Below are 26,903 nucleotides of genomic sequence, written 5' to 3'. Positions count from 1 at the left end.
TAATAAAACAACGTCGCTTTAATACTTTATTTTCCCAGTCTAGAACTTTAGCTAGCTCGTTGCCAAATTAACATACGTTCGCGTGAAATCAAGGTTCTTCAAGTCTCTTTGATCGATCAAAAATTCCAAATACCCTGCGTCCCACCAGCACATACCAACCTCGTCCAAAGAAGAGACCGAGAGCAGAACATGCCAATTTTCCGAAGCCTGATCGTGCTTTTCCCGATTCGTCTGATATTCTTGCAGCTGAGGCAACACCTCGGATCGTAAATGCTCCGCATAATCCGTACTTCCCCTATGCATAGCTTGCTCGATTTCCTTATGGATCTGACTCTCACTCTTATGCCAGTTAAACAGAAGACCCTCCAGCCCGTTTCGGCGTAGATAAGCATCCCGCCGGGTGTTCCCTGCAAAAGATTGATGCTGACCCCACACCGTGTCACTTTGTTCACAAACAAGCTCATACAGCTCTTCATACTGATCTACAAGAACATCTCCTAGCTCACCCTCCGACCGCAGGGTAACAATCGGCTGAAAAGAAATTGCATAAGATGTGAAACCCCTGTTCTCAGCACATACTTCAACCTTCCCGGTCGGTGGCAAGGTTTTCTTCAAAGCGCTGCTGTCACCGTTATAGTAAAAGATTTTATGGTCAATATCATAGGCGGGCTCATCCAGCCCAAGAAAAAAGTAAAGTATACCCTGATGAGGCAACCCCTCGTATGGGGAAAAAGGCATTTCACCCAAATTGATTTGAGCAATAAACGTATAATATTCTCCGTCTGAATCACACGGCCACTCGATCGAGGGCGGCAAATCCGGGTAGCCGGCGATCCGACTATTTCCAATGTGTTCGTAATTTTCCTCATGCTCCACATGGAATTGTATAGCAGCTTGAGCTTCCTGATGAATCTCTTCTTTTAATTCTTCATCCAGTGAATGCCCTTCCAGTATTCGAGTCAGTTCATCCTTTAATGGTGGTTGTAGCATCTCGCTCGCCCCTTTTTCATGAAGTAATAAAATAGCCTGCAACCATTTAAACCCTTACCTCAGATTACCAAATAAAAGCCTGACTATCTATTTTTCTAGCAGATATAAGTTGAATTAAAAAGTATATGTTTATATACCCTGAAACCATGTATAATTGTTATAACAGTTGAATAGTATAATAAGGAGGATAAAGAGATGGGTAAGGTGATTGGAATGGAACGTAAAATTACTAAATTCGGAAATAGCTTAGGGATTACTATGACAGAAGCCATTAAGCAGCTCGGACTGGGCCAAGGAGATACAGTTCAGGTTGAAGTAGATCACAAGAGCGGACAAATCATTATACAAAAATCGAACAAAATAACTCTGCCCTCAGGGTTAAGTGATGATTTTCTTGAAAATCTTTCTCAAGTAATGGATTCATATGACGAAACCCTTAAAGGACTTAAGGATAGATGAGCAGCATTCGTTTCTTAACCATTCAAGAAGTTATAGCTATTAATGTCGCTATGATTGAAAGATACAGCAAAGGCGAACAAATCGGCGTCAAAGATACCAGTCTACTTGAGTCTGCTGTTCTACGTCCTCAATCATCAGCTTTTAGTGAAGATGCGTACCCCACAATATTCAGCAAAGCCGCTGCATTATTCGAATCCCTAGGGCAAAACCATCCTTTTCACAATGCAAACAAGCGAACAGCTTTTACTGCATTACTCATTTTTTTGCGCTACAATGGCTTTCAATTTAAAATGGATCAGAAAGCAGCCGAAGACTTTACTGTAGATATGGTTAATCATAAATTTTCGTTGAATCAGCTGGCTTTATTAATCGAGCTCCACTCTTCCAAACTACATGTGTGAACCTAAAAAAGAGATCACGAATGATCTCTTTTTTAGGTTCAATGGTAATCATTGCTCTTGACTGCAAGCACCTGACGGGCGATTAGCATAAAGGCATCAAAGGAGTGGCAATGCTTTAATCGTTCCAGCGTCTCTTCCTGGCGGATCAGTTCTACAAACAAATCATAAATCCCCATGGCCTGTTCGTAGTCCTCTTTGCAGATTGAAAGCAGGAATACCACATGAACCTCATGGTTGGCATCCCAAGGAATTGGATTTTCCAGCAAGCACACGCTTACGACCGTTCGGTTAGAGCTTAGCTCCAGGGGATGGGGGATGGCCATCCCTCGATCCAATGCAGTAGAGCCCAGCTTCTCTCTTTCTTTGACTGCTGGCAAAAACTTGTCAGTCACCACTCCTTTTTGCTTTAAAATACCACTCATTTCTTCAATCAGGGCATCTTTGCTCGGCTGATCGGATCGGGTCATAAACCATTGCTTGTCAAAATACCGTAGCAGTGAAGTTTCCTGTTCCTCATCGCTGGCCCGTACCATCCGCGTCATTGTCTCCATATCCCGTTCCGAAGGAATCGGGCTAATCACCGCGGACGGCTTATCCTTACGCTGCTGTAAGTGAATGGTCGAAACGACGAGGTCCTCCTCGACGGTGGACATCTCCTCGTATTCCCGAAGTGAAACCACTCGGGATACATCCAGCTCAGCGAACAGCGAACGCAGCCTGGATTCTAGAATCCGGGCGGTTCCGTAGCCGGAGCCGCACACCAGCAACACGGTTTTGCGACGCCGATGAGGGATATTGTATTTGCGTTCCAATGCAGCCCCGATATGAAGTGCCAAATAACCGATTTCGTTATCGTTGATGTCGTACGGAAACGATTTTTGTAGTTCTTTTACCGCACCCACTGTGATTTCATAGGCAAGCGGATAATACTTGCGAATATGTCCAAGCAGTGGATTACGCATGTTCATACCATGCTCCAGCCGGGTCAGCATTGGCTTCAAATGTACAAATAAATCCTTGGACAGCCGTTCATCGTCACGCAAGTCATAGGTAAAGCGTTCGTAGACGAATGTCAGCATCCCGCGCACTGCCAAGAAGAGACGGTCAGACTGGAGGCGTTCCCACTCGGTTTCGGCCATCTTTTTGCTGACGACATGCAGCAGAACATAATCGAACTCTCCTTCAGGACAGGTGATGCCAAAGGCCTCTTCCATCTCCCTCAGCATGGCGCTAGCCAATTCAATATCCCGCGGACTGCCCACCACCGCCTCAAAGCGTTCTAAACCATGACCTTCCTTCACTCGCAGCACCATGACCGCCAAATGAGTGATGAGATCTTTGAGCGCCAAATCAGCCATTTTGGTCCCAACGCTCCGCAAATGCTTTAGAATAATTGTCCGGATTTGCGGTAGATCCAATCCTTGAAACAGCTGTTGTTGTTCCAAGGGCATGTCGCTGCGTTGTCCCTCTTCATCGCGGACGTCAGCATATTCAGCCAGGCAGTAACGAATACTCTTTTCTTCCCCAATCACCTTTACACCATGTCCCGGCTTGGTGCGCAGAGTGAGGCTATAATCCTCCAGAATCCGACGGATGATTTTAGAATCATTATTCATCGTGGCCCGGCTAATATACAGCTCATCGGCGAGATCCTCCATCTTCACGTATTCCCTCGCATTCAGCAGCTTGAACAGCTCATACCGTATGCGCTCTTCTGGAGCCCCCGGTAGCTGCTGACTTACTTCTGTTTCTTCCTGACTTTCATCCGCAAAAAAATGGTATTTCTCACGGTCATCAACCCTAATCGTATAGCCGCTACCCCTCTTGGATTCCAGATATGCTCCATATTCATTCAGCATACTGTCCAGCTTCTTAAGATCATCGCGGATGGTCCGCTCTGTTACCTCCAGCCGCTCAGCGAGCGCTTTGGTGGTCCAAGACCAGCCTTGATCATTTCCACTGACGAGCTGGTACAGCTTTTTCAAGCGTTTGTAGGGAAAAATCATGTAGATATAAGACCTCCTTTCCGATAAACCGTATTTTACTTCCACGTTAGTTCAATTCCGGGGTTACCAGTACCGTTAACAGCTTGCAATGCTGCAATTCCGGCAATTGTGCACCTTCCGTATCGGACGAAACCAATGTTTCTCCCTTGGAACGCTCATCCAGCGAAACCAACTCGTAATGGGCCGATTCACTGTATGTGATATGTGCAGTCGCATTTTTCTCTAAATAAGGATTAAATACACGGACGATATAACCATCACTATGCTCTGCTTTCTTGAATGCACTCAAGATTACATTGGAATCCTTGCTAAAAGATAACAGGCTATAGTTTTGCTCAAATATTCTTTCTTCGTCTCGGAAGGCAAAAATTAAACGGCCGTTCAGAAAATCAGACAACTGGTAGCTGGATAATGGTGTTAAATATTCCTTGGCCGCTTGAGCGATGCCCGCCTCGTCAAACCCGGACTCGTGGACATGTAGAGCAAACGTAAATGAAAGCTCACCGAGCAGCTGTGCATCTGGCGTTTCTACGATCTTTTCTCCTGAGGCACGACCCGGGCGGTATAGCAGATTCTCCTTGCCCATATAACCAAAAGTGCGGAATAACGTCAGCGCTATTGTATCATGTTCCTGTCCAATGATTTCATATTCCCTTACTCCTTCAGTCATCACGGCTACTCCATGGGAACCATTGTTTAATGCAACATAGCTTTGCATAGCTTCAATGGTGATCGGCTTTTCCGTCCACTGCTCCCGTTCCCATACCTTTACTTCCTCCAGCGTAGTTGGACGGGCAATGACTCCGAACGGCTGATCTGCAATAGATAGCTTAGAGGCAATCCCAGTATCAAATAGCACCCGCAGACGGTGACTCAGCACTCGGTTGTCCACATCCACCGAGAAGCGTATCAGGCGTTCACCTTTCCGCAAGGACACCGATGCCTGGAGTGGCAACTCAGCTGAAGTCCCAGCAGCGGAACGCTCATTTAAATCATACGGAACCTTCAGTTTCATCCGAAGGGACAATTCTTCGGATACCGTACTTTTGGATGTTATCGTCTCCACATCAGCACCAAGCGAAGAAACTGTAAGATCACGTTCCGGTGGAGAATAGTTGTAGGAATCTCCGTCATCTCCGTTTTCCTCGAACACCATCTGATCTGAGTACACACGTCCCGAAATTTTATCCGTGATGCTTAATGCCCCGTTCTCCTGTACGGCTATGCTATAGAATTCATTTTCAATATGTTTTCCGTTGCTACGTTCTGCTGTTGCATCCCCTGTTGCACTAAAATCAAATATAATTTGTGTGTACCCCATAGCAGGTACTTCCTGAAGCTCCACCAACAGCTTGGCACGGAATACACGCTCAGGCAGGTACACCTTTTTGCTCGGATTCAGATCAATATGCTGACCGAGCACGTAGTCTGTTTGTTCCACTTTCTCGGTAATCGTATACAAAAGCTGCTGACCGTTCGTATCCCGAATGACAAAGCTTCCTTCCGGCAAGTAAGCATCAATTTCTGTCACTCCCTTGCGCGGGTAAGGCAACGTATTAAAGATGGTGAAGGCAAAAGTCTCCTCCTGCTTAATCTTCGACGCGATCAGTCGCTTGTGCAGCTCCAATACATTCTCCGCGATATCCCGCGCCTGTTTATAACGAAAAGCCACATCCCGATTCGTCGTATCACTATTGCATCCACCAATGCTGTCGTGGGCTGCATTTTCAAACAAGAGCTTCCATATATCCTTCACGATATAATGTGGATATTCATGCCCAAGTGCATGGCTGATCGACAGTACAGGCTCCAGCGTGTTCACGATTAAATGTTCAATCTCGTTATTTTGCTGCTTAAGGTCAGCTCGTGTGGAAAAAATCGACTTATGAATACGCATATGCTTGGCTTCCATAAGCTCTCCTTCCAGTACAGGAAGGTCGTTGCTGTCCTTTTCAATCTCTTCAAGGAAACGTTCCGGCTCATTCATCACATATTCCCGTTCCGGGTCCAGCTCGTTGAATGTGCGAATCAATTCTGGCAAGTTCAGGCGGATAGGTGCTTGGTCGAAGCCGTTGGGAAAATAAACATGGCGGGTAGACGCTTTTTCTTCCAGCGCACCGATCTGGCTGTCGAGATACGCCTCAAGTTCTCCCGCTTCCTCTGGAATATTCCCACCATAGTAGTAGCCAAACGGCATCTGTACCGCAAACACCTGACTGCCATCCGACCCCTTCCACAAAAACTCGGTTTTAGGATTCGTATTATCGGCTACCCCGCGCCAGAATAGAAAATGCCGAATACCGAACTCCTGATAAATCTGCGGCATCTGCGCCGACTGGCCGAAGGCATCCGGCACATAACCGACCTTCATGGCATGACCATATTTCTGCGCCGTTTCCATACCGTAATACAGATTACGGACCATCGATTCACCGGAAATCACCAATTGATCCGTCTGCGTATACCACGGCCCGATCATCAGGCGTTTATCGCTTACCAGACGGCGAATGCGCTCTTCATCCTCCGGGCACCAGCGGGTATAATCGTCAAGCAAGGACCCTTGGGCATCCAAAAGATAGTATTTAAAACCGTCCCCATTCTCCAACGCATCCAATACTTCTTTCACATGCTTCACCAAGTAGACTTTGGATCTGGAAGTGGTAAAATACCATTCCCGATCCCAGTGAGTATGTGGTATGACATGCACTTTCGTACGGCTCATATCTCGTTCTCCCTCCATGCTGTCTATTCTTTATCTAGTGATATTTAGTCAAATACAAGCTCAATGTCTTCTCCATTTTTCTTAACAGAGGCCTCTTTCGTTTCAGCCTGCTGCTGTTCTTCCTCACGGAAATTGACGAGCAAGGTTCCTGCCACAATGATTAATGCGCCTGTAACCCCTCCAGCCAGATATGCAAACGGAGTACCTACGGAGATGGCGCCATACAAACCGCCAATTGGAGGCATGATGACATGTGCGCCCAGCAAAGCCGTCAATGCTGCACCTGCTGCGCAGGCAATCATATTCAATGGAATCAGCTTGGCAGGGTTACGCAGTGTAAACGGGATAGCCCCTTCCGTAATTCCGATAATGCCCATGATCACGGAGCCTTTTCCAGCTTCCCGATATGTTTTGGAAAAGCGATGTTTCAGAATTAGGGTTGCAATTCCATAGCCTAGCGGTGGAATACAGATGGCAATGTTTACGAAAATATTGGGTAAATACACACCCGACAGGAATAACGCATTTCCCGCCATCCAGGCTGCTTTATTGACGGGACCCCCAAGATCGAACCCAATCATGGCTCCCAAAATTAAGGCTAGCGCCAAGGTGCTGGTTCCGCTCTCACTCATATGCTTAATCCAGTTGACCAGTCCTTCATTAATCGCGCTCAACGGCCCACCCAGGATGACGGACATGAGAATCCCGGTTAAGCCTACCGTAATGAGCGGCAAAATAATTAGCGGAACAGAACCTGCGGCCGGACCTGTGATTTTCACTTTGTTTTTCACCCAGAGGGTGACATACCCCGCGAAAAAACCTGCAACAAGAGCGCCCAAAAATCCCGCATTCGTCTCCTGTGCCAGCACGCCGCCAATCAGCCCTGCAGCAAGTGCAGGCTTGTCGGCAATTGAATAGGCGATATACCCAGCCAGAACCATGTTTAGCAGTCCAATTCCGCGCCAGCCTACATTTTCGACTAAGTATAAAATATGAAGAAATCCACTTTTGTCAGCATATGGACCAAAGTCAGTGACACCCATTGTCAGACCGATAATTTTACACACGGCAACAATCAAGGAGCCTGCAATAATAACCGGAAGCAGGTAAGAAATGCCTGTCATCAGATGCTTTTTAGCTTCACTCAGCCATTTTTTCATCATGTTCTCCCCCATCATGAATACTACTGTTATTCAAAGGCTCATCGGATATCATTCAGATCATCTACGCTGCTGATTGTCCGTGTTGCCTTCCTAATCTTATTTTTGAGCAGAGATGGCCTCCACCGCTTTGGTAAGAACCGCTTCCGCATTGTTGACCGCATGACCGATTTTAACGCGAACGATTCTTTTATCTTCAAAACGCTCTGCATCCTTCACTGTCTGATCCGAGGCAATCAGTACAAAATCCGCCGCTGCAATGTCTTCCTCCGTAAGTTTGTTCACTTGGCCTAGTGCGCCTTGCTGCTCCACTTTAATATGGTGACCGAGCTGTGCCGCCGCTTTTTCCAGTGCTTTTGCCGCCATTGGAGTATGAGCCAACCCTGCGATACAGGATGTAACGCTTACAATTTTCATTATGACACCAACCCTTCTGTATACTGTTCCAGCAAATGATACACATCGCTGCTGCTATTGGCACCCGCTACCGCCTCTTTAAAGGAATCCTCTAAGAGCAGGGTTGCGAGCGAGGAAATAATTTGTAAATGGGATACATCCACGGACCCTTTAGGCACCAAAATACTAAAAATATACTGGACAGGCTTGCCATCATGAGAGGCCCAGTCAATGCTATGTTCCAATCGGATCACGAGGACTGCTGGTCTGGTGACCACTTCGCTCTGCGTATGAGGTATGGCAAACTGATCCTGGAGCCCTGTCGAATATACTTTTTCCCTCTCCCACAAATCCTGCACCAGTTGCTCCCTATGGACGGTGACACCCAGCTTTTCAGCCTCTTGAGCAATAAACTCAAACACAGCCGATTTGGTCTCCAGCTTCTCATCCAAATAAATCTGTTCTCTAGTAATCATGGTGGATGTCTCTCCTCCCTTCTATCTATAGGTGAAACGCTTACAAGTTTATTTTAGCCGACTCTTCCTCCATGTTTTATCTATAAAATTTCCCTATCCAAGCGGAAATGCACTAGACATTGTTCATAAAAGTTTTGTGATAGGCATTCCGGTATTGGGAAGGAGTCATGTGGGCTCTTTTTTTGAACAAACGCATAAAATACTTCTCATCGGTATATCCTGCCTCTTCGGCAACCTGCTTAATGCTCATATCTGTACGGGAAATCAACTCTTTGGCTTTGTTAATGCGAATACTATGAATGAACTCCAGGGGACGCATGCCTGTATTTTGCTTGAACAAACGAGAGATATAATCCTTGTTGTAATTGAATTTTCGGGCTAAATCCGTCACAGTCAACGGCTCTTCAGCATGAATTCGAGTCCACTCGATAATTTTGTTAAAACTCACATTCCCCTGTGAACTGACAGGATTGGAAAGCAAGCGGCTAAGCGCCAGTTCAGATATCTCGATCAGTAACGAGGTGAACAAATAATTTGCACTGTGATACGTAAGGTAATGTGAGTTGGCTACATGCAAAATCTGATTGACGATAATATGAATCCGATCTCCGTTGTCTGCCTGTACACATTGCGGTAAATAGATATCACGCATCACACCGTGACGCTGCAAAAGCCCATCCATAGCACTTGTTTCCTGCTTCATTTCTTCATTAGATAATACATTCGGGGTCGTGGGAACATCGAAATGAAACCAATAAAATTTCACGCCTGGCAATGACTCCTGGTATCCTTTATGCGTACGACCGGGGTAAAGCAATAGAATATCTCCCTCGCCTACTTCAAAATCTTCCCGTTCCTCCCGTATATATACCGTCTCTTGGACACCTAGGATCAGCTCAAAATTCTCAATGGAACGACTCATATGCTTCCAAGGTACCTCGTTAACAAACTCGCCTGCCGAGATCAGTTGAATCGGAGCATCTACATTTACTTTTAGATAGGTCATGTTATCGCCTCTTTAGGTTCATGTTCGGATTTGTCCACCCATTGTATGGTTAAGCTACTGACATACCGCGATTGCAATGCTAATGTAGTGGAGAAATATACACTTTCATCTTAGCTAAGGAGCGATGATTTTGAAAGCTAAAGCTTTTGACTTGCATAAAGTAAGAATTGATTCCGGCCCACTTTTACATGCGATGGAACTGAATACGGCCTACCTGCTGAGTTTGGAACCCGACCGTTTACTATCGCGCTTTCGTGAATATGCGGGACTGGAGCCCAAAGCGGCTCACTATGAAGGCTGGGAAGCGCGTGGCATCAGCGGACATACACTCGGTCACTACCTGTCCGGCTGTGCACTGATGTTTGCCTCCACAGGCGACGAAAGACTGTTGGAACGCGTGAACTATGTGGTCGACGAACTGGAAATATGCCAAAACAGTCATGGAAACGGATACATTTCCGGCATTCCACGTGGGAAAGAGATTTTTGAGGAAGTAAAAGCCGGAGATATCCGCTCCCAGGGCTTTGATCTGAACGGCGGCTGGGTGCCGCTATATACCATGCACAAACTTTTTGCTGGCTTGCGTGATGCACATCTGCTGGCGCATCATCCCAAGGCCCTGTCTATAGAAATCAAACTCGGCAACTGGCTGGAGGATGTACTTCAAGGGCTGGACGATGATCAGGTGCAGCAGGTGCTGCATTGCGAGTTTGGCGGTATGAACGAGGTGCTGACGGATCTGGCGGAACATTCGGGAGAAGAACGCTTTTTGAGCCTTGCGGAACGCTTTTATCACGGAGAGGTGCTCAATGATCTCGCAGATAGCCAAGATACGCTGGCAGGGCGACATGCCAATACGCAAATTCCCAAAATTATTGGCGCTGCACGGCAATTTGAAATGACGGGAAAACCGCAATATGCGGACCTGTCTCGCTTTTTCTGGGATCGGGTTGTTCACAAGCATTCCTACGTGATCGGCGGCAATAGCTATAATGAACATTTTGGTGAACCCGGGAAGCTGAATGACCGCTTGGGCGAAGGTACCTGTGAAACTTGTAACACCTACAATATGCTGAAATTAACAAGACATATGTTCGAGTGGGACACCTATGCAGCCTATGCCGACTACTATGAACGAGCGATGTTCAATCATATTCTGGCTTCACAGCAGCCTATAGATGGACGTGTGTGCTATTTTGTATCGCTGGAAATGGGAGGACACAAGTCCTTTAATTCTCAATATGAGGATTTTACATGCTGTGTCGGTTCCGGTATGGAAAGCCACTCCATGTACGGCACTGCGATTTATTTTCACACGCCAGAAACGATCTATGTCAATCAATATGTCCCTTCTACCGTGTCATGGGACGAGATGGGCGTACAGCTCAAACAAGACACTCTCTTTCCGCAAAATGGACGGGGAACGCTACGCGTCATCAGCAAGGAGCCCAAATCCTTCGCGATCAAGCTAAGATGCCCGCATTGGGCAGAGCAAGGGATGATGATTAAAATCAACGGGGAAGAGTACGTCACAGAGGCTTGTCCTACCAGCTACGTTGTAATTGAACGGGAATGGAACAATGGGGATACGATCGAGTATGACATTCCTATGACCGTGAGAGTCGAGGAAATGCCGGATAATCCACGCCGAATTGCTTTTATGCATGGGCCGCTAGTGCTGGCTGGGGACCTTGGTCCTGTTGAGCAGGAATCCAACGAAGAACGTCTGCTTGCGTCTGTTCTGATCGGAGCGACCGACTCATTGACAACGAAGCTGATTGCTGACGGGAACGAGCCTAATACATTCCATACGACCAACTTAGGCTATATCGGAGACTTGAAGCTTCGTCCGTTTTATCAAATGTATGATCGTTCATATACCGTCTATTGGGATCTCTTTTCCAAGGACGAATGGACAGCAACCGAGGCAGAATATCGTACCGCGTTAGCGTATCAGCTAGAGCTGGAACGACTTACAGTGGACGTTGTGCAGCCTGCCGAAATGCAGCCTGAACGGGATCATGCCTTTACTGGCGAGCATGTAGGTCTGGGGTCCATCTATAACCGCAAATATCGCGATACCTGGCCTGGGGGCTGGTTCTCTTTTGTCATGAAGGTGCTTTCGGATGAGCCTGTCCAATTGGCCGTCACTTATTTGAAGGACTTGAGCCGTCCTCATAGTGACTTTGACATCACTGCGGATGGTCAGATTTTAGGGGAAGGCAAGCTGGAGTCTGAGGAAATGAATAAATTCGAAACGTTCGCCTATGAGCTTCCTCTATCTGTGACGAACCACAAGAATGAAGTGACGATTCAATTCAAAGCCCACCCACAAGGTAAAGTGGCGAAAGTCGCCGGATTGCGAGTGATCAGACATTCTATTGTATGATCAAATTATCTATATAAATCTACTATTCCGCCTACTCCGTTTTGATGTTCGTTTTTTAAAGGAAGCTTATAAAACAACAAGCAGACGCTTCTATAAGCTGTCTGCTTGTTCCGCTTACTGCCTTATAACTTCGATTCATCGTTATTGCTCCATGTTCACTTCACAGCATGTTCATTTCACGGAAGCTGTCTCTAATCTTGCGTAGCTCTTGCTGTGCCCTGCTGTATCGGGAAGCGTAGGTCCAGGCAAGCACCTGATGATAATGTGAAGGCGTTTCAATCGTAGTCACGTTATACATGATCGGAGTCCCGTCTACTTCTCCTTTTAGGGTAAACTCAATGGCTGGGTATCCATTCACCACCAAGTCGGAGGCAATCCCCAATTCAGAGTCCGTAATTCCTGACACCAAATGTTCCTCAATGATTCCTTTATATTCTTGAAGAGTCATACTGCTGTCAAAATCGCTTTTCGGTTCAGATAATACAATCAAATATCTTTCGGTCAATTCATTTTTAATGGAAATATCCGCTTCCTCATTAATCATATTATCTCGTGACCAATTCCACGGAGCCGTAACCGCAAACTGGCTATCCTTACTGGTAAATACCTCAGGCTTCACGATTTGAGTAATGAGCGTAGAAATTAAAAATACAGCAAAGACAATCGAAATGATCGTCATCAGGATGATTGCTCCTGCAAAAATCCCGGTTTTCTTTCTGCCCGCCTTTCCCAAATCCCTTACCTTAACCACATATGTACTCGCAGCCATATCCCCAATCCGTTGTTTCCGAGGTGTCACCAGCACACATAACCCCGCGGGCAGTCCCAGAAAAAATAGAGGATTCGTATCTACCAGCTGTATAAGGGTGCGGATCAACGATTTCACAATGCCCGGCGGCCTTCCTTCTCCATTCACGACCTGAATTCGAAGTACAAATTTGCCCAGCGTATAGCCCGTAAGTCCTTCCAGTAACAGATAATAGCAGAAGGAGCCAATCAGGAAAAGCATCACTACCAGGCCCATATTTGGGGTTTCCGCTTCAGATACTTTTTTCGCTGTAAAATAAACCAGCCCTCCATACCCAAAGACGATAAGAATGAAGTCAACCATCCAAGCCGCCCATCTTCTGAAAAAAATAGAGGCTCCGTATGTTTCTGATAATACTGCCATCCTATCCGGTTCTCGTCGATGATAGCCGCCATTCGTCGCATATGGTCCCGGAGCGACTGTAGATGGATTGTTCGTTACACCATGTTCCTCCAAATGATACACCTCTGTTGTCAATTTAATCCCGGTTAAGTATAGCATCCTTTTTCATCCAGTGAAGCAAGCCTGACAGTGCACTGGAGTAAACCGAATCCCGCCGATGAACAAACCACACCTCTAATTTGCGATATTTTTTGGGCAAACGATGAGAAACAATACTTCCCGCCCCCTCTGCCTTTGCAATCGACGATTGTGGTAACATGGACACCCCTAGACCAGAGGCTACACCACCCAAAATGACTTCCAATGTCCCAAACTCCATAACCTGATACGCAGCGACACCTGCTTCGCTCAGAAAGCTTTCCGCTCTTGTACGATGCGTGCACCCTACGTCGAAAAACAGCATAGGCTTGGCAAGCAGCTCGTCCATGTCCTTTTTCCCTGGTTCCGAGATGAGCACCAACTCCTCCTCAAAAGCTGCAACATACTCTATATGCGGATCATCGACGGGGCCATAGACGAACGCTCCATCTAATTCGTAATTTAATACCTTTTGTACGAGATCATGGGTGCTGCCTGTCATAAGCGATAGATGGACATCAGGATATTGAGCGTGATATTCCGTCAATAAAGAAGTCAGATGTGTAACCGCCGTCGTCTCAATCGACCCCATTCGCAAAGGTCCCGCAGGCTGGTCTGAATATTGAGTGGACTTTACTGCCTCGTCCAGCAAGGTCAGTATGGTATCCGCATATTCCAGCAGATTCTCTCCTGCTGGCGTTAGCGTCATTCCCCGGTTAGATCGGCGAAATAGCGGTACGTTCAATTGTGCCTCAAGCTGCTGAATCCGCGAGGTCACATTGGACTGTACATAGTTCAAGGCTTGCGCAGCCTTTGTGATACTGCCCTCGCGAGCGACGGCCCGAAAAATTTTCAAATCACTGCTTTCCATGTATACGTCACCTGCTTGGTATGATCATTTGTGATACTCACGTTCGATTTTGTTCATTTTACCGGATGCTTGCCGCTCTGTACAATTCAATATACATGCAATTGCATCTAAATTCGCACCACGGGAGGTTTTAAAATGAAAGCCGTGATACATGCCAGCAAAAATGGCCCTGAGGGTCTGATGTATACAGACGTTACGGACAGACAGCCAGGGCACGATGAGGTGAGAGTAAAACTCAAAGCCGCAGGCTTGAACCATCGGGACCTATTCCTCATGGCAGATCGAGCTGCCAACGATGCTCCACTCATTCTCGGATCGGATGGAGCAGGTGTGATTGAGGCTGTGGGTGCTAGTGTCCCAACCTCGCTGGTAGGCACCGATGTAATTATCAATCCCTGTATCGGATGGGAGAATACGCATCATGTTCCCTTGGTTCCAGCCATTCTGGGCGGACCTTCGGACGGGACATTCGCTGAATCGGTTATCATCCCCGTCCAAAATGCCGTCAGCAAGCCAGCATACCTTTCATGGGAAGAAGCAGGGGTACTGCCTTTGTCTGCTTTGACCGCTTATCGCGCGCTCTTCACAAGAGGCCAGTTACAGCAGGGTGAGCACGTCCTCATTCCCGGTATTGGCGGTGGTGTAGCCACGTATGCCATGCTTATGGCTTTAGCGGCAGGTGCACGGGTCACCGTCACATCACGCAGCGAAGCAAAGAGTCAGGCTGCCCTCGCCCATGGCGCTAATCATGCATTCGACAGCCATAGCGAATGGAAAGAAAGTATGAACGGAGACACTGTGGATCTGGTTCTTGACAGTATCGGTCCTGCTACATTCGATAAATATTTTGATATCCTCAAGCCGAACGGTCGGATCGTTACATTTGGCGCAAGCTCAGGAGATCGAGTAGAGATTCCGCTGCGGTCTATATTTTTCCCTCAAATCAGCATCATCGGCACCTCTATGGGCAGTGGCGAGGAATTCGCAGCTATGCTTCAGTTTATGGAGCGCCATGCACTCCATCCGATTATAGATAGCGTATTTCCTCTACAAGACACACCGCAAGCCTTCCACCGTATGCAGCAGGGAGCGCAGTTAGGCAATATAGGAATCAGGATGGAGTAAGGGGTCTGAACGAAGTATAGGAATAGAAAAAAATCCACTACCGTAAAATGCCTTCATCCAGAAGTCAATTTTATGGTAGTGGACCTATTCAGTCGATCAAACGATGCTGGACCCATTTGTTGCCGCGGAAGCGCCAAAGGAAAACGATCCCTCGCACGCCCCATTCAATATCCATAGCCAACCAGACACCAACAATCCCCAGATTGAAGACTATGCCCAAAATATATCCAAGCACCACCCGACATAACCACATGGACAGCATCGAGGTGAGGGACGTAAATTTCGAATCACCTGCTGCTCTAAGCGCAGAGGGTGTAATAAAGGCTATGGACCAGAGCGGAATCTGGGCCAACGTATTAATCAGAATGACAACAAAAATGTCATCTACGATTTCGGCAGGCGGATGAAATAGCCCCACCATCGGCTCAAACAAAGGCATCAGTATGAGTCCCATTACAATAAACGAACAAGACGACAGCCAAATAAACGATTTGGTAAACTTCCGGGCATCCTCGACATTTCGACGCCCCATACATTGACCGACCACGGTTACAATCGTAAGAGCCAAAGCATTCGCAGGGATTTGAAACACGTTAGCTAGGGATGAGCAAATGGCATTCGTCGCCAACGCATTCGTCCCCAGGCTCACAATGAAAATTTGGGTTAAAATTTTGCCCCCATTAAAAAACATCTGTTCCGCTGCAAAGGGAAGCCCGATAAACAGAATCTTTTTAAGCATAGCCAGATTAAAATAAAGCATATCTCTAAGCTGAACACGCAAGTCATCATCTACCCTGACCAAATAGATCAGCGCGCATACTGCTCCTGCATATCTGGACACATTGACGGCAATCGTCATGCCCAGCACACCCATATCCAATACATTAATGAATACCACATTAAGAAGCACATACGAGAGGTTCATGATGAGCGAAAGAGCCAGCGATGCCCTCGTCTTCCCAATGCCCCTCAGCGCCCCACACACTGCCTCAACGATTGCAATCCCCACAAAAGACATACAGCTTCCCAGCAGATATACCTTACCGTTAGCTAATACATCAGGCGAGGCCGAACCAAACAGAACACTTAAAATCGGATTGTACAAAACCATCATAAACAAACTGATACATAAGGCCAGCAAGGAAACGGAGGAAATGGTGCCGGATGCAGCTTTAGAGACCATGAGGTCGTTACCGCTCCCCTTATACTGTGCCACGACAACCGTTCCCCCGGTAGACACTGCAACAAACACATTAATCAGAAAAATATTCAAAGAATCGATCATATTTACAGCACTGACTGCCGCCATCCCCGACGAGCTAATCATTGCCGTGTTCACCAAATTAAGACCCACAATAAAAGCCTGATCAATCAGAAGCGGGATAAACAGCGCAATAATCTGTCGATAATCGATAGACTCTCCTGAAAAATGCTTATTCAGAAAGCCATGTGTTCTCATCCTTACACTCAGTTGACTCATATCATCACATTCTTTTTCTCAAATTGAAAAAAACCCTTCAACAGAAGAGCCTTCATGGCGAAAAAATGTATAAAGTTGCAAGGCTAGATGTGTCTAGTTCTTGATTCTGTACACTTTTCTCTACATAGAAGTATTACTCCAAAAGAAAATCCTGTCAATGGCTTTACTCACATTTGAATAGAAAAAAACAAAAAAACCTGCTCAGCTCAGCGAACAGGTTTTGGAGCAGCATTATAATGCTTTAATATATCATTAAACCCTTGTTAAAAGAATGTCTATGATCTTCTCGCAATTAAATCTTGTTGAATAGAAGCTTCATTCTTTTCGAATTTTTTATAAAAAAACATAGGAATGATTCCGATCAAGAAGACGATAAATGGCAGCCAGATAAAGCTAAACTGAATGCCGGACAACGCCGTAGGGGTTTGAACTTTCCCAGCGATATAACCGGTGCTGCCCATGATCCATGCTGGCAATAATCCGCCGATTCCGCTACCTGCTTTAATACAGAATGCGCTTCCAATGGAGGTCAGGAAACCACTTGCCCGAATACCATTTTTCCATTCCCCATAATCGACTGTATCTGACAACATCGCGAACGGCATAGAACATGCAAAGCCTGATCCTAACGCACCAATAATCCAGCCGATAATAATGAGGGTTAAGTCTGTACTGCCCATTAAAATCACGACTTGACCCAGCGCAGCTAATATCAATCCGATAATCATAATCGCATTTTTACTTAATTTTCTGGCGAAAAACGGAATCAGAACCATCGAGATCAACTGCAAGGAGGTCAGTCCATTGATTAAAGGCACTAAGTCCTTACTGTCCAGATTGTATTGCAGATAAAAGATTAGCGTTGCTGAACGAATATTCAAACCAATCCAGTAACACAAGTTGGCAGCTACAACGAGCATCCAGGGCCAGTTTCGTTTGATGGCTGTAAAGCTTTTAGCAATGGGAACGGATTTCGTTTTCACTGCTGCATTTTCTCGCAAATCGGCAAACGCTATGAAAAACATAATAATCGCCATGATTCCAAATAAAACGAGCGTTAAGGAAAATCCTTTTTGATCATTCCCCTGTCCAAAGAAAGCGACCAAAGGTAACGTAAACGTCGTGGCGATGAAGAAACCCACATTCCCCCCGACCATGCGGAAGGAGTTCAAGACTACGCGTTCATTAGAATTGGTGCTCAGATTAGGCAGAATAGACGTAATCGGCGTACTGATTCCGGTATAAAGGATACCTGCTATGATATACGTAATGGCGGCATATGCAATTTTGCCCGACTCACTCCAATTGGGTGTCGTAAACGTAAGGACCATGAACACAGCGAACGGAATAGCTAACCATAGAAAATAGGGTCTGCTCTGGCCGTATTTCGACTTGGTTCGGTCAATCAGGATGCCCCAAATCGGGGCATCAATGGCATCGATAAAACGGGTGATAAATAGTAATGTCCCGGCAATCCCGATAGAAAGTCCGAATACATCTGTATAAAAATATAATAGATAACTGGAAATAACACAGTATAGTAAATTGCCTGCCGTATCCGTTAATGAATAGCTGATTTTACGATGAAAAGGAACGGTACTTGCTGCCTTTTCCGGTGGTTCCGTACTCACAATTCTCGTACTCATGATCTTTCCTCTCCCCATGCGAATGAATTATGATTCATAAACCCATACACGCATTTCCCCTTTTGCCCGATTGCACCAGGCATAGTAAGGAATGGCGGTAATTTGTTGAGGAACAAATTCAGGAGGCTCCGAGCTATATAATGCGTTCGAATTTTTTACCCGGTATCCCTCTATAGTCAACTTTACAATGCCACCCAGCAGGTTTTCGCTAAACTCTTCCGTAATGAGGCTATCCTTCGTCAATCTTAATCCTGCCAAATTCGCTCCATTATCCACTTCTTCCAGACAGAACACGACTGGGCCGCGTTGGAGAGCAATTTGCTGCTGGTTCATGGAGACAAGTGGATTGCTCCGAATGCGCTCAACTGGCATAGCCAAATGCAGAGTTACCACATCTCCGTCCTTCCAAGTACGCTGAATCTCGATATAGCCATTTTCCAGATGGTCTAATGATATAACTTCCCCATTCACCTTCACCTCTGCCTGCTTGCACCAACCCGGAATCCGTAGTGCCCATTTGAAGGAAGTCGGCTCTGTTACGTGGATCGAAAAGGTTAGATCCGCATCCCATGGATAATGATGAGTTTGTGTAATTTCAACCTCTTGACCAGATAAAGTCATGTTCACCTTGCTGGCAATATACAGATGCGTATACAACGTATCATCCGTTTGGGTGTACATATTGTCCTCAACCGATGCAATCATTCGTGCCAAATTGGGCGGACAGCAGGCGCAGAAAAACCATTTTTGCCGTTCTGTTTTTACATGCTCCTGATCTTTTCTGGATTTTTGAAAAGGATTAACCTCCAGCGGATTCACGTAGAAAAACCGTTTCCCGTCCAGGTCCATCCCACTAATCGTTCCGTTGTATAGCGCACGCTCCAAAACATCGGCATATTTCCGGTCTGGCGCTAAGCGCAGCATACGATTGGCCCAAAAGGCCAGCCCTACAGAGGCGCAGGTCTCACAGTACATGCTGTCATTGGGAAGATCGTGATGGCAAGTGAACGCTTCCGCGTTTACAGTAGAACCGATCCCTGCGGTGATGTACATTTTATGATTCGTTACATCATCCCACAGCGTTTCACAGGCTTGTAACAGGGAAGCATCCCCTGTTTTCGCGGCCAAGTCCGCCATCGCAATATACAGATACACCGCTCTCACCGCATGGCCGACTGCCTCTTTTTGTTCCCGCACAGGTTGGTGTGCTTGCTGGTATTCGAAGCCTAAGCCAAAATTAATGTTGTTATCATCATTCCAGGTAGGCTCTGTTTGAATATGTTTTCTCTTTTCTTGTTCCTCTGCAAAGTAAATAGGATGCTGTCCCCGCTGTTCAATAAAATATTGCGCTAATTTGAGATATTGATCCTTTGCAGTTACGTCGTATAATTTGATCAAGGCCAACTCAATTTCTTCATGTCCCGGGTAGCCTTTCCGTTTCCCTTCTTCCGTACCAAAAATCTGCTGAATCAGGTCTACGTATTTCTCCATAATGTGAAGAAACTTCGTTTTTCCCGTCGTTTCATAATAAGCAACAGCCGCTTCTATAAAATGCCCTGCACAATACAGCTCATGATTATCTCTTAGGTTCGTCCAGCGATTATTGGGTTCCTTCAGCAGATAGTACGTATTCAGATACCCATCCTCAGCTTGAGCTCTTCCCAACAATTCAATTACTTCATCAGCCCGCTCTTCAAGCGCAGGATTCGGATGATCCCTTAAGCTAAAGGCAACTGTCTCCAGCCATTTGGCAATGTCACTGTCCTGGAAAACGGTTCCATAATACTCCCCACTGGATTCCCCGGCTGCAATCCTAAAGTTTTCAATCGCATGACTAGGTTCTGTATCTGGTAATTCATCATTTAATGCTTTCCACTGATAAGGAATAACCTCTTCCGCCACAACCTGCTTATACTTTTTCCAAAATAAATCATCAACGATGACATGCTTAACTGGCTTTGCCGTTTTCATTGGATAAACATCCCTTCCTGGAAATAGAACGCTTTCATTTTTGAAAAAATAAGGATAAAGTAATGATAATATCGTACAAGCTAACCTGAGCTCCCCTTGCTACGTCCTTATTTTATCAACCTGAATTTATAAAAAAAATCGCGATCTTTAACTAAAACTTATACGATTTCACACACAAAGGAGCTGGCTTCCATGAGCAAAACAGACTTTCTATCATTCCTTGTCCCTCCGCTGCCTTATTTCATTGAGGGGAATTTTACTACATATCAAAAAGGGGATTGGCACCCGAATAGGTATAATCTGGGTTATTTTGACGTAATAATCATTAAAGAAGGATTGCTGCACATTGGCGAAGAGGACGAAGTGTGGAAGGTAACTGAAAATTACGCTCTCATTCTTGAACCGGATAAACATCATTTTCCCATTGAGGCATGTACAGAACAAACCTCCTTTTACTGGTTCCATTTTCAAACCAATAGCATGTGGTGCGCACAATCCTCGCCCAATCCTATTATACCCAGCACCCCCATTCCCGAGCTGCATTTTCATTCAGAACATACGACCATTCATTTGCCCAAAATTCAAAAAGTGGTGAATCCGCATGAGCTATTTTCGAAATTAGACTATTTACTAGCCTCTACTTTAAAACCTAGAAAGCTGGCACTATGGGAGGCCCAACAGACGTTTGTGAATGTTTTTCAGAGTTTGGAGTATGATCAGAATAATAAAGACAGCTCCTCTAAGTTGGCGGAACAGATCGAAATATACCTAAAACAGAATTACAAAAATACAATCACCAATAAGGATTTGGAGACCCATTTTCACGTACATCAGAACTATCTCGCCAGATGCATGAAGGTCGCCTTCCAGCGCACACCACTTGAGTATTTAATGGATTATCGCCTGGATCAAGGACGCAGTCTTTTGCTGCAAACTGACTGGTCTGTCCAACAAATTACCGAGGAAACAGGATTCTCCCAAGCAAGCTATTTCTCCAAATGCTTTAAAGAAAAGTTCGGAATGTCTCCAAAGAATTACAGACAACAATACTGGAAGCCAGTCCATTGAATGCTTACATCTCCTTTACATTCCTTTTACATTTTCATTGTATCCTTTTGATATTCTCGCTTTATACTGAGTCGGTTATATCATTTTCACTTCAGAAAAGGGGCATACATATGAAGTCAACTAAACTCGCATTATTAGCCATTTTAACGGGGGTTCTGGTATCACCAGAACTGACCCATGCGGCAGACATTCAGCCATCCGGGTATGCACCAATACGGACACAGGCAGATAAAATGGGGGCGACAATTACATGGGACAGTGATGACCACTCTGTTTTGGTCAAACTGAAAAATGGCATTGTCGGGACCTTTACAGTGGGTGAAAAGCAATATCGTCTAGCTGGACTAAGCGGAAAAGCGGACCGGGAAATTAAAATAGTGAATGGAAATGTATATCTTCCTACAAAACTTCTTACAGCGCTTGAAGCAGAGAACAACAAATATGCAGATCCAAAGGATGCAGTCCCCACCTATAAAGTAATCCCCTCTGCCGAAACAGAAGCTGTGGAGGATGGAGAAGACGCAGCCGACGACCCTGCAATCTGGCTCAACCCGGTCGATCCGGAGAAAAGTAGAATTTTAGCAACCAATAAAGGCGGCGGGATTTTAGTCTATGATCTGGAAGGCAAGCAACTGCAAAACATGAAGGTCGGAAAAATGAATAACGTGGATCTTCGTTACGGTTTCACGTTGGGCGGCAAAAAAATTGATATCGCAGGGGCAACCAATCGAACCAACAACACGATCGATATCTTTGCCATTGACGGTGCATCAGGAAAGCTGACCAACGTGGTTGGCAAACCCATTAAAGCATCTATGAAAGAAGTGTACGGATTCAGCTTATACCATAGCCTCAAGACAGATAAATTTTACGCGCTCGTGTTGGGCAAAGAGGGTGAATTTGAACAATATGAGCTGACTGATGACGGAAGTGGCAAAATTGCAGGTAAGCTTGTCCGCCAGTTCAAGCTGAATACGCAATCCGAAGGCATGGTTGCTGATGATGAATATGGTACGATCTACATCGCTGAAGAGGATTACGCCATTTGGAAGTATAGTGCCGAGCCAGACGGTTCATCCGAGCCGCTGCGACGTGTTGATATTGCAGATGGGCGTAGACTCCACGATGACATAGAAGGACTTACATTGTATTACGGTAAAGATGGCAAGGGGTATCTCATGGCCTCCAGTCAAGGAAACAGTAGCTATGCGATCTATGAACGACAAGGCGACAATGCATATATAAGCAACTTTACAATCAGCGCGAGCCCTACCGTTGACGGTACGTCTGTCACAGACGGTATTGATGTTCTTGGCTACGGATTAGGCAAGAATTTCCCTCATGGTATCTTCGTTGCACAAGATGACGAAAATCTTCAAAACGGCAAAAAGTTAAATCAGAACTTTAAAATGGTGCCTTGGGAGCGAATCGCTACGGGAGCCCCTACCCCGCTAACGATAGACGATGGCATCAACCCGCGTGAATTGGTAAACAGAAGCACGCAGTAATGCCCGTCGGGGAAATCAACTCAACATTCCGACTCTATTCATAGAAAAAAAGGGGTGTTCCAAAAGCCATAAAACGGCTGCTTGGGACACCCCTTTTTGTTTTTAAGCGGGAAAAGGTTTAATATCCAGCACCAGTACATTTACCGAGTTGGCCGGTAAGTCTAAGAGGACAGAATCTGTATCAAGCGTGATCTGCTGTTCGGTAGGCACTACCTTCTCGTCATTCTTCTTGTTCACGTTAGGTACATGAATAAGCGAGGAATCGCCGGTTAGTGTAACCAGCTTAGCGATGGACTCAACACTCAAATCTTGTAGATTCAGCTGTATTACCTTATCTACGTTTTCAGCATTCACCAGCTTCACGTATACATGCTCAGCATCTTGGGTTACCGAGTTGAACACGTCTCTGTTGTAAGCCTCCAGCTTGTAGTCCAGCACTTTGCTGGTTGTTTCGCCGTCGGTGTATGAGCAAATCAGATTACTGCCCGTTTCACCGCCGTAGTTCACTGTTATGGTGTAGTCCGTGTTGTCAGCCAACTCTTCATAGCTAGCTGCTCTCAAGTTACCTGCCGCTGTACTGGAAGAGTAGTCACCCAATGTGTAGCCTTCTATGCCTTGCTTGTAAACCTTCACGCCGGTAGCCTTGCCGCCATAACCGATCGCGTATTCGACAACGTCCTTTTTCTCCGCAGAAATATCCGTGAGACCCGCACCCACATAAAAACCGTCCGTGCCGGAAATACGGGAAGCGACCACCTCTACCTTGTAATTGCTCCAGCTGTCGTTCAAGATGTACAGACCATTCAAACCGCTATCCTGAGCTTTGAGGACAAGCCCCTTGCCTTCCTCCACTGTAGAGCCCACGGAACCGGGAATGACCTGCCAGGCCGAATTCAATTCCTGGGTAAAGTCTTGATCCAGCAAAACACTGCCGTCCTGGTTGGAAGTAACAGTCACACGCTTAATCATAACTTCGGCGTTGCCTGTCGCGATTTCAATTCCACCCTGAGGAATGAGATCCGTTGGCTTGCCGTTTTTGTAAGTAGAGAAAGAAGTGCTCAATACTTTATTCCCCAAATATTTAGCATACATTTGCTGTACATAGTAGTTCGGCGTAAACCACACCGTTTCGTCATCGAACCAGATGCAGTCTGGCGTCCATCTGTAGGTTCCATCTGTCAGCACCTTGTTAAACAGCGGTGCATAGGCAGCTAGCCGAACGACATCGGCATTATTTTCGAAGCCCGTCATCACCGCTGCCTCTGCTACAGCGCCTGCCAATGTATTTTTATCCGTTGAGGCGTACTCTCCGACAAAAACCTTTGATGTTGCTTTCCAATTTATACTGCCGTCCACGTTATAAGCTCTGTAGTAGTAGTTATAGCGGTCCACGTTATTCAGCAGGTACTCGTTAGAACGATAGTAGTGCTCGTCTGCAATGGTATCCATATAGTCCTTTTGCTTCTCATACCAGGTTACCGTTTCTTCCGTCACCTGGTCACCATCTGCAAAAGCAACCTTAGCCGAACCGGTCATATTACCGCTTAAGAACTTCCAGCCCTGTTGATATGCATCGTCGTCTGCTTGAGCGCCAACCGTGGAGATGATATGCAGCTCATAACCCGGATAGTTTTTCTCCATATACTCATCAATCGACGTTTTGAACACTTCAAAGTTGGCAAAGAATTCTGTGCCCCAGTTCTCGTTACCCACACCCAAATAACGCAGATCGAACGGAGCTTCATGGCCCATTTTTTTACGCATAGCAGCCCATTCATTATGTTCAAAATCCACACTGATCGCAAAGTCGATCAGATCTGTAAAGTTCTTAATATAGTATTCTCTTAATGCGCCTCCAGCCGGATGAGCGTAATCGGAACGGGCTTGGCAGAGAACGCCACAGGCCATAACCGGAAGCGGAGCTGCATTCAGGTCTTCTGCCAACTGGAAATACTCCATATAACCAAGGCCCATGGTCATCATATAGCCCCATACATTAAAGTTTTCCTTGCGCAGCTCGATATCCCCAATCGATTCCTTCCAATCGTATACGTTTTCCCATATAAACGAACCCTCGGAAATACAACCACCTGGAAACCGCAAAAACTTCGGATGCATGCCAACCAGTGCGTTCACCAAATCTTTTCTCAGTCGGTAGTTAGGATTTCCCTGGAAGTTAGCATGTGCCGATGGGGATTGCGCTTCCTCTCCTGCGCCCCATACATCTTGTGGGAATAAAGAAACCATATCAACCGAAATGTCCCCTTCAAATGTAAGCGCCAGCTGCCCGAGAACCGTAGCTGAGCCTGTCAGCACAAGTTTGGAATCGATGCCGTACTTCTTCCACGTGTTGCCACCTTCCACCTGTATCGTAACCGAATCACTAATAGCCTTTTCATTCGAGTCTTGCAGTTGCAGTGTGATTGCGCCAGCTGAATCGGCCTTCGCCCAGATGGTAAACTCATACTTGGCACCCTCTTGGATGGACATGGCACAATTCTGGTTAGAATCGGAAAAGCCCTTGTTCCGAATCGTTGCACCATCCGCTACCGTCACATAATAAGAGTTCACTTCTTTGTCTTTTGCGCCTAAAAACTCATTTAATCCACCGCTATGTTGTGGAGTCATCTTGTCCGTATCACCAGACCAGGCAAACAACGGGTTGCGGTTCCGTCCTGTAGAGCAGCCGCATTCACCGGAAGCATGGGAATACGTATCAAACTCGAAAGATTCAAAGGAGCGATTCTGAACGAGTTCTGCATAAATCCCGCCATCTGCCGCGTTATTGATATCTTCATAGAACAAGCCGTACATCACTTCGCTGACATCCAGTACTTCCTTATTTCCATGAATGGTCAGCGTGTACGGAGGCAGCTGTTCAGGAAGAACGGATACTTCAAAGCTTTCTTCAATCTGGCTTAAGCCCTTCGTTAATAAAGCTGTGACGGTAACCCCTTGTGCGGAGGTAATCGCCTGCACCTGCCCATTGTCAGAGAGTATACTAGGTTGGCTGGATTTCCAGGTCACTTCTACTCTACCGCCCATCAGAACGGTTGGCAGAGATAAGTCCTTGGTCACAATCGTCGTTGGAAAGGACAAATATTTATCTCTAGCAAGCTTCACGATCTCTTCATCTGTCAACGAATCGCACATGACCTCAATGACTTCATCTGCCGACAAGCCTGCTTTATAAATTCTAAAGTCTGAAACGGAGCCGGCAAAGTCTACATCCGCCGCATGCTGGGAGCGACCGATAAAATTGTTGCTGTAGTTGGACGAGTCTGTAAACGTTTCGAACCATTTACGCAGCTTGGCATAGTTACCGCTGGAAGTTTGGCTGATGGAACCATCCGCTACCACTTCACCATTGACATATATCACCGGACCGGCACTACTTAATGTGCCGCCTTCCGTGCCGATCACAGACAGGGCTATGTGCATCCACTCATCCCTGACAAAGCCTCTTCCCGGGTCTACGGACAAATCCGCCTCGGTGAAAAGGGTTCCGCGCAGATTCCGTGTCATGAACATATAGGGTCCTGTATGGGCTTTACCAAAGTCAAAGACACGTTCCCACATATCTGTGAATCTGCCGAAGTTGACCCACGCAGTAACCGTCACACCGGTGTTATCGCTTACATCTTTGAATAGATCGGAAGGAAGCTGGATATACGATGTACCGTTGGGGCCACCCTCAAGCGTCAAAGCTGCTCTACCGGTAGCATGGGAAATCGTAGGTGTTACTGTGCCTGAAGCAACCCCATCGTTACCTTGCCCTGAGCTATCTTTGCCGACGTTCTTTGCATCATCAAACTTGTAACGCGCAATGATTTGATCTTGGAATTTGGTCATCTTCGTTGCTCCTATACCCATAGTTTATTAATGTAATAACTAATTAGTTAATATAAATACATACTATATAGCTATAGTACCTTATCCTG

At 46.1% G+C, this 26,903-nt stretch carries 19 protein-coding genes; 6 read left to right on the top strand and 13 right to left on the bottom strand.

Going from position 1 to position 26,903, the window contains the following annotated elements; genetic code table 11:
* Positions 1–51 precede the first annotated feature (51 nt).
* The gene (locus NSQ58_RS06225; protein WP_339201259.1) at positions 52–990 is read right to left on the bottom strand and encodes a YwqG family protein; all 939 of its coding nucleotides are present in this window, start codon (positions 988–990) and stop codon (positions 52–54) included.
* A gap of 195 nt (positions 991–1,185) precedes the next feature.
* On the opposite strand from NSQ58_RS06225, the gene NSQ58_RS06220 reads away from it, so the two are divergent.
* Together NSQ58_RS06220 and NSQ58_RS06215 are read left to right on the top strand one after the other, a co-directional pair.
* Positions 1,186–1,449, top strand: coding sequence for an AbrB/MazE/SpoVT family DNA-binding domain-containing protein (locus tag NSQ58_RS06220; protein ID WP_013308294.1), 264 nt, complete (start codon positions 1,186–1,188; stop codon positions 1,447–1,449).
* Complete coding sequence (locus tag NSQ58_RS06215; protein WP_023986534.1) at positions 1,446–1,850, top strand: type II toxin-antitoxin system death-on-curing family toxin; 405 nt, start codon at positions 1,446–1,448, stop codon at positions 1,848–1,850. Before NSQ58_RS06220 ends, NSQ58_RS06215 begins: the two co-directional genes overlap by 4 nt.
* A 38-nt stretch (positions 1,851–1,888) precedes the next feature.
* Here the strand turns inward: NSQ58_RS06215 and NSQ58_RS06210 are convergent, their stop codons facing one another.
* The 6 genes from NSQ58_RS06210 to NSQ58_RS06185 form a co-directional block, all read right to left on the bottom strand.
* Positions 1,889–3,856, bottom strand: a complete 1,968-nt coding sequence (locus NSQ58_RS06210) for a BglG family transcription antiterminator (RefSeq protein ID WP_341057039.1) — start codon at positions 3,854–3,856, stop codon at positions 1,889–1,891.
* A gap of 46 nt (positions 3,857–3,902) precedes the next feature.
* Positions 3,903–6,578 (bottom strand): mannosylglycerate hydrolase, encoded by a 2,676-nt coding sequence (gene mngB / locus NSQ58_RS06205; protein WP_341057037.1) that lies wholly within the window; start codon positions 6,576–6,578, stop codon positions 3,903–3,905.
* A gap of 44 nt (positions 6,579–6,622) precedes the next feature.
* The gene (locus NSQ58_RS06200) at positions 6,623–7,738 is read right to left on the bottom strand and encodes a PTS fructose transporter subunit IIC (protein ID WP_023986531.1); all 1,116 of its coding nucleotides are present in this window, start codon (positions 7,736–7,738) and stop codon (positions 6,623–6,625) included.
* A 99-nt stretch (positions 7,739–7,837) separates the two neighbouring features.
* Complete coding sequence (locus NSQ58_RS06195; RefSeq protein ID WP_023986530.1) at positions 7,838–8,155, bottom strand: PTS fructose transporter subunit IIB; 318 nt, start codon at positions 8,153–8,155, stop codon at positions 7,838–7,840.
* Positions 8,155–8,610: a PTS sugar transporter subunit IIA gene (locus tag NSQ58_RS06190; protein WP_023986529.1), complete on the bottom strand. Its 456-nt coding sequence runs from the start codon at positions 8,608–8,610 to the stop codon at positions 8,155–8,157. The genes NSQ58_RS06195 and NSQ58_RS06190 overlap by 1 nt, the downstream gene beginning before the upstream one ends.
* Positions 8,611–8,722: 112 nt before the next feature.
* Positions 8,723–9,616, bottom strand: a complete 894-nt coding sequence (locus NSQ58_RS06185; protein WP_028541895.1) for an AraC family transcriptional regulator — start codon at positions 9,614–9,616, stop codon at positions 8,723–8,725.
* A gap of 130 nt (positions 9,617–9,746) precedes the next feature.
* Between NSQ58_RS06185 and NSQ58_RS06180 the strand changes: the two genes are divergently transcribed.
* Positions 9,747–12,005, top strand: coding sequence for a beta-L-arabinofuranosidase domain-containing protein (locus NSQ58_RS06180; protein ID WP_341057035.1), 2,259 nt, complete (start codon positions 9,747–9,749; stop codon positions 12,003–12,005).
* A gap of 160 nt (positions 12,006–12,165) precedes the next feature.
* On the opposite strand, the gene NSQ58_RS06175 is transcribed toward NSQ58_RS06180, so the two are convergent.
* Positions 12,166–13,314, bottom strand: coding sequence for an RDD family protein (locus NSQ58_RS06175; RefSeq protein WP_068938368.1), 1,149 nt, complete (start codon positions 13,312–13,314; stop codon positions 12,166–12,168).
* Positions 13,292–14,164 carry a LysR family transcriptional regulator gene (locus tag NSQ58_RS06170; RefSeq protein ID WP_341057034.1) on the bottom strand — a complete coding sequence of 291 codons (873 nt, stop codon included), beginning with the start codon at positions 14,162–14,164 and terminating at the stop codon, positions 13,292–13,294. The genes NSQ58_RS06175 and NSQ58_RS06170 overlap by 23 nt, the downstream gene beginning before the upstream one ends.
* Positions 14,165–14,299: 135 nt before the next feature.
* Between NSQ58_RS06170 and NSQ58_RS06165 the strand changes: the two genes are divergently transcribed.
* Complete coding sequence (locus NSQ58_RS06165) at positions 14,300–15,289, top strand: zinc-binding dehydrogenase (RefSeq protein WP_254349142.1); 990 nt, start codon at positions 14,300–14,302, stop codon at positions 15,287–15,289.
* An 88-nt stretch (positions 15,290–15,377) separates the two neighbouring features.
* Here NSQ58_RS06165 and NSQ58_RS06160 read toward each other — a convergent pair whose 3' ends face one another.
* From NSQ58_RS06160 to NSQ58_RS06150, 3 genes are all read right to left on the bottom strand, one after another.
* Positions 15,378–16,769: an MATE family efflux transporter gene (locus NSQ58_RS06160; protein WP_190298405.1), complete on the bottom strand. Its 1,392-nt coding sequence runs from the start codon at positions 16,767–16,769 to the stop codon at positions 15,378–15,380.
* Between the two features lie 275 nt (positions 16,770–17,044).
* Positions 17,045–18,415, bottom strand: a complete 1,371-nt coding sequence (locus NSQ58_RS06155; protein ID WP_076295711.1) for an MFS transporter — start codon at positions 18,413–18,415, stop codon at positions 17,045–17,047.
* A 27-nt stretch (positions 18,416–18,442) separates the two neighbouring features.
* Complete coding sequence (locus NSQ58_RS06150; protein WP_341057031.1) at positions 18,443–20,386, bottom strand: glycoside hydrolase family 127 protein; 1,944 nt, start codon at positions 20,384–20,386, stop codon at positions 18,443–18,445.
* 192 nt (positions 20,387–20,578) lie between these two features.
* On the opposite strand from NSQ58_RS06150, the gene NSQ58_RS06145 reads away from it, so the two are divergent.
* Positions 20,579–21,454, top strand: coding sequence for a helix-turn-helix transcriptional regulator (locus tag NSQ58_RS06145; RefSeq protein ID WP_023986520.1), 876 nt, complete (start codon positions 20,579–20,581; stop codon positions 21,452–21,454).
* A 110-nt stretch (positions 21,455–21,564) separates the two neighbouring features.
* The gene (locus NSQ58_RS06140) at positions 21,565–22,962 is read left to right on the top strand and encodes a phytase (RefSeq protein WP_341057030.1); all 1,398 of its coding nucleotides are present in this window, start codon (positions 21,565–21,567) and stop codon (positions 22,960–22,962) included.
* Between the two features lie 102 nt (positions 22,963–23,064).
* Here NSQ58_RS06140 and NSQ58_RS06135 read toward each other — a convergent pair whose 3' ends face one another.
* A complete protein-coding gene (locus tag NSQ58_RS06135) occupies positions 23,065–26,814 on the bottom strand; it encodes an alpha-L-arabinofuranosidase C-terminal domain-containing protein (RefSeq protein ID WP_341057028.1) in 3,750 nt (1,249 codons plus the stop codon).
* Between the last annotated feature and the right edge of the window lie 89 nt (positions 26,815–26,903).

The organism is Paenibacillus sp. FSL M7-0134 (assembly GCF_038007865.1).
Classification (GTDB): domain Bacteria; phylum Bacillota; class Bacilli; order Paenibacillales; family Paenibacillaceae; genus Paenibacillus; species Paenibacillus polymyxa_B.
This window is presented reverse-complemented; position numbering and strand designations above follow the sequence as displayed.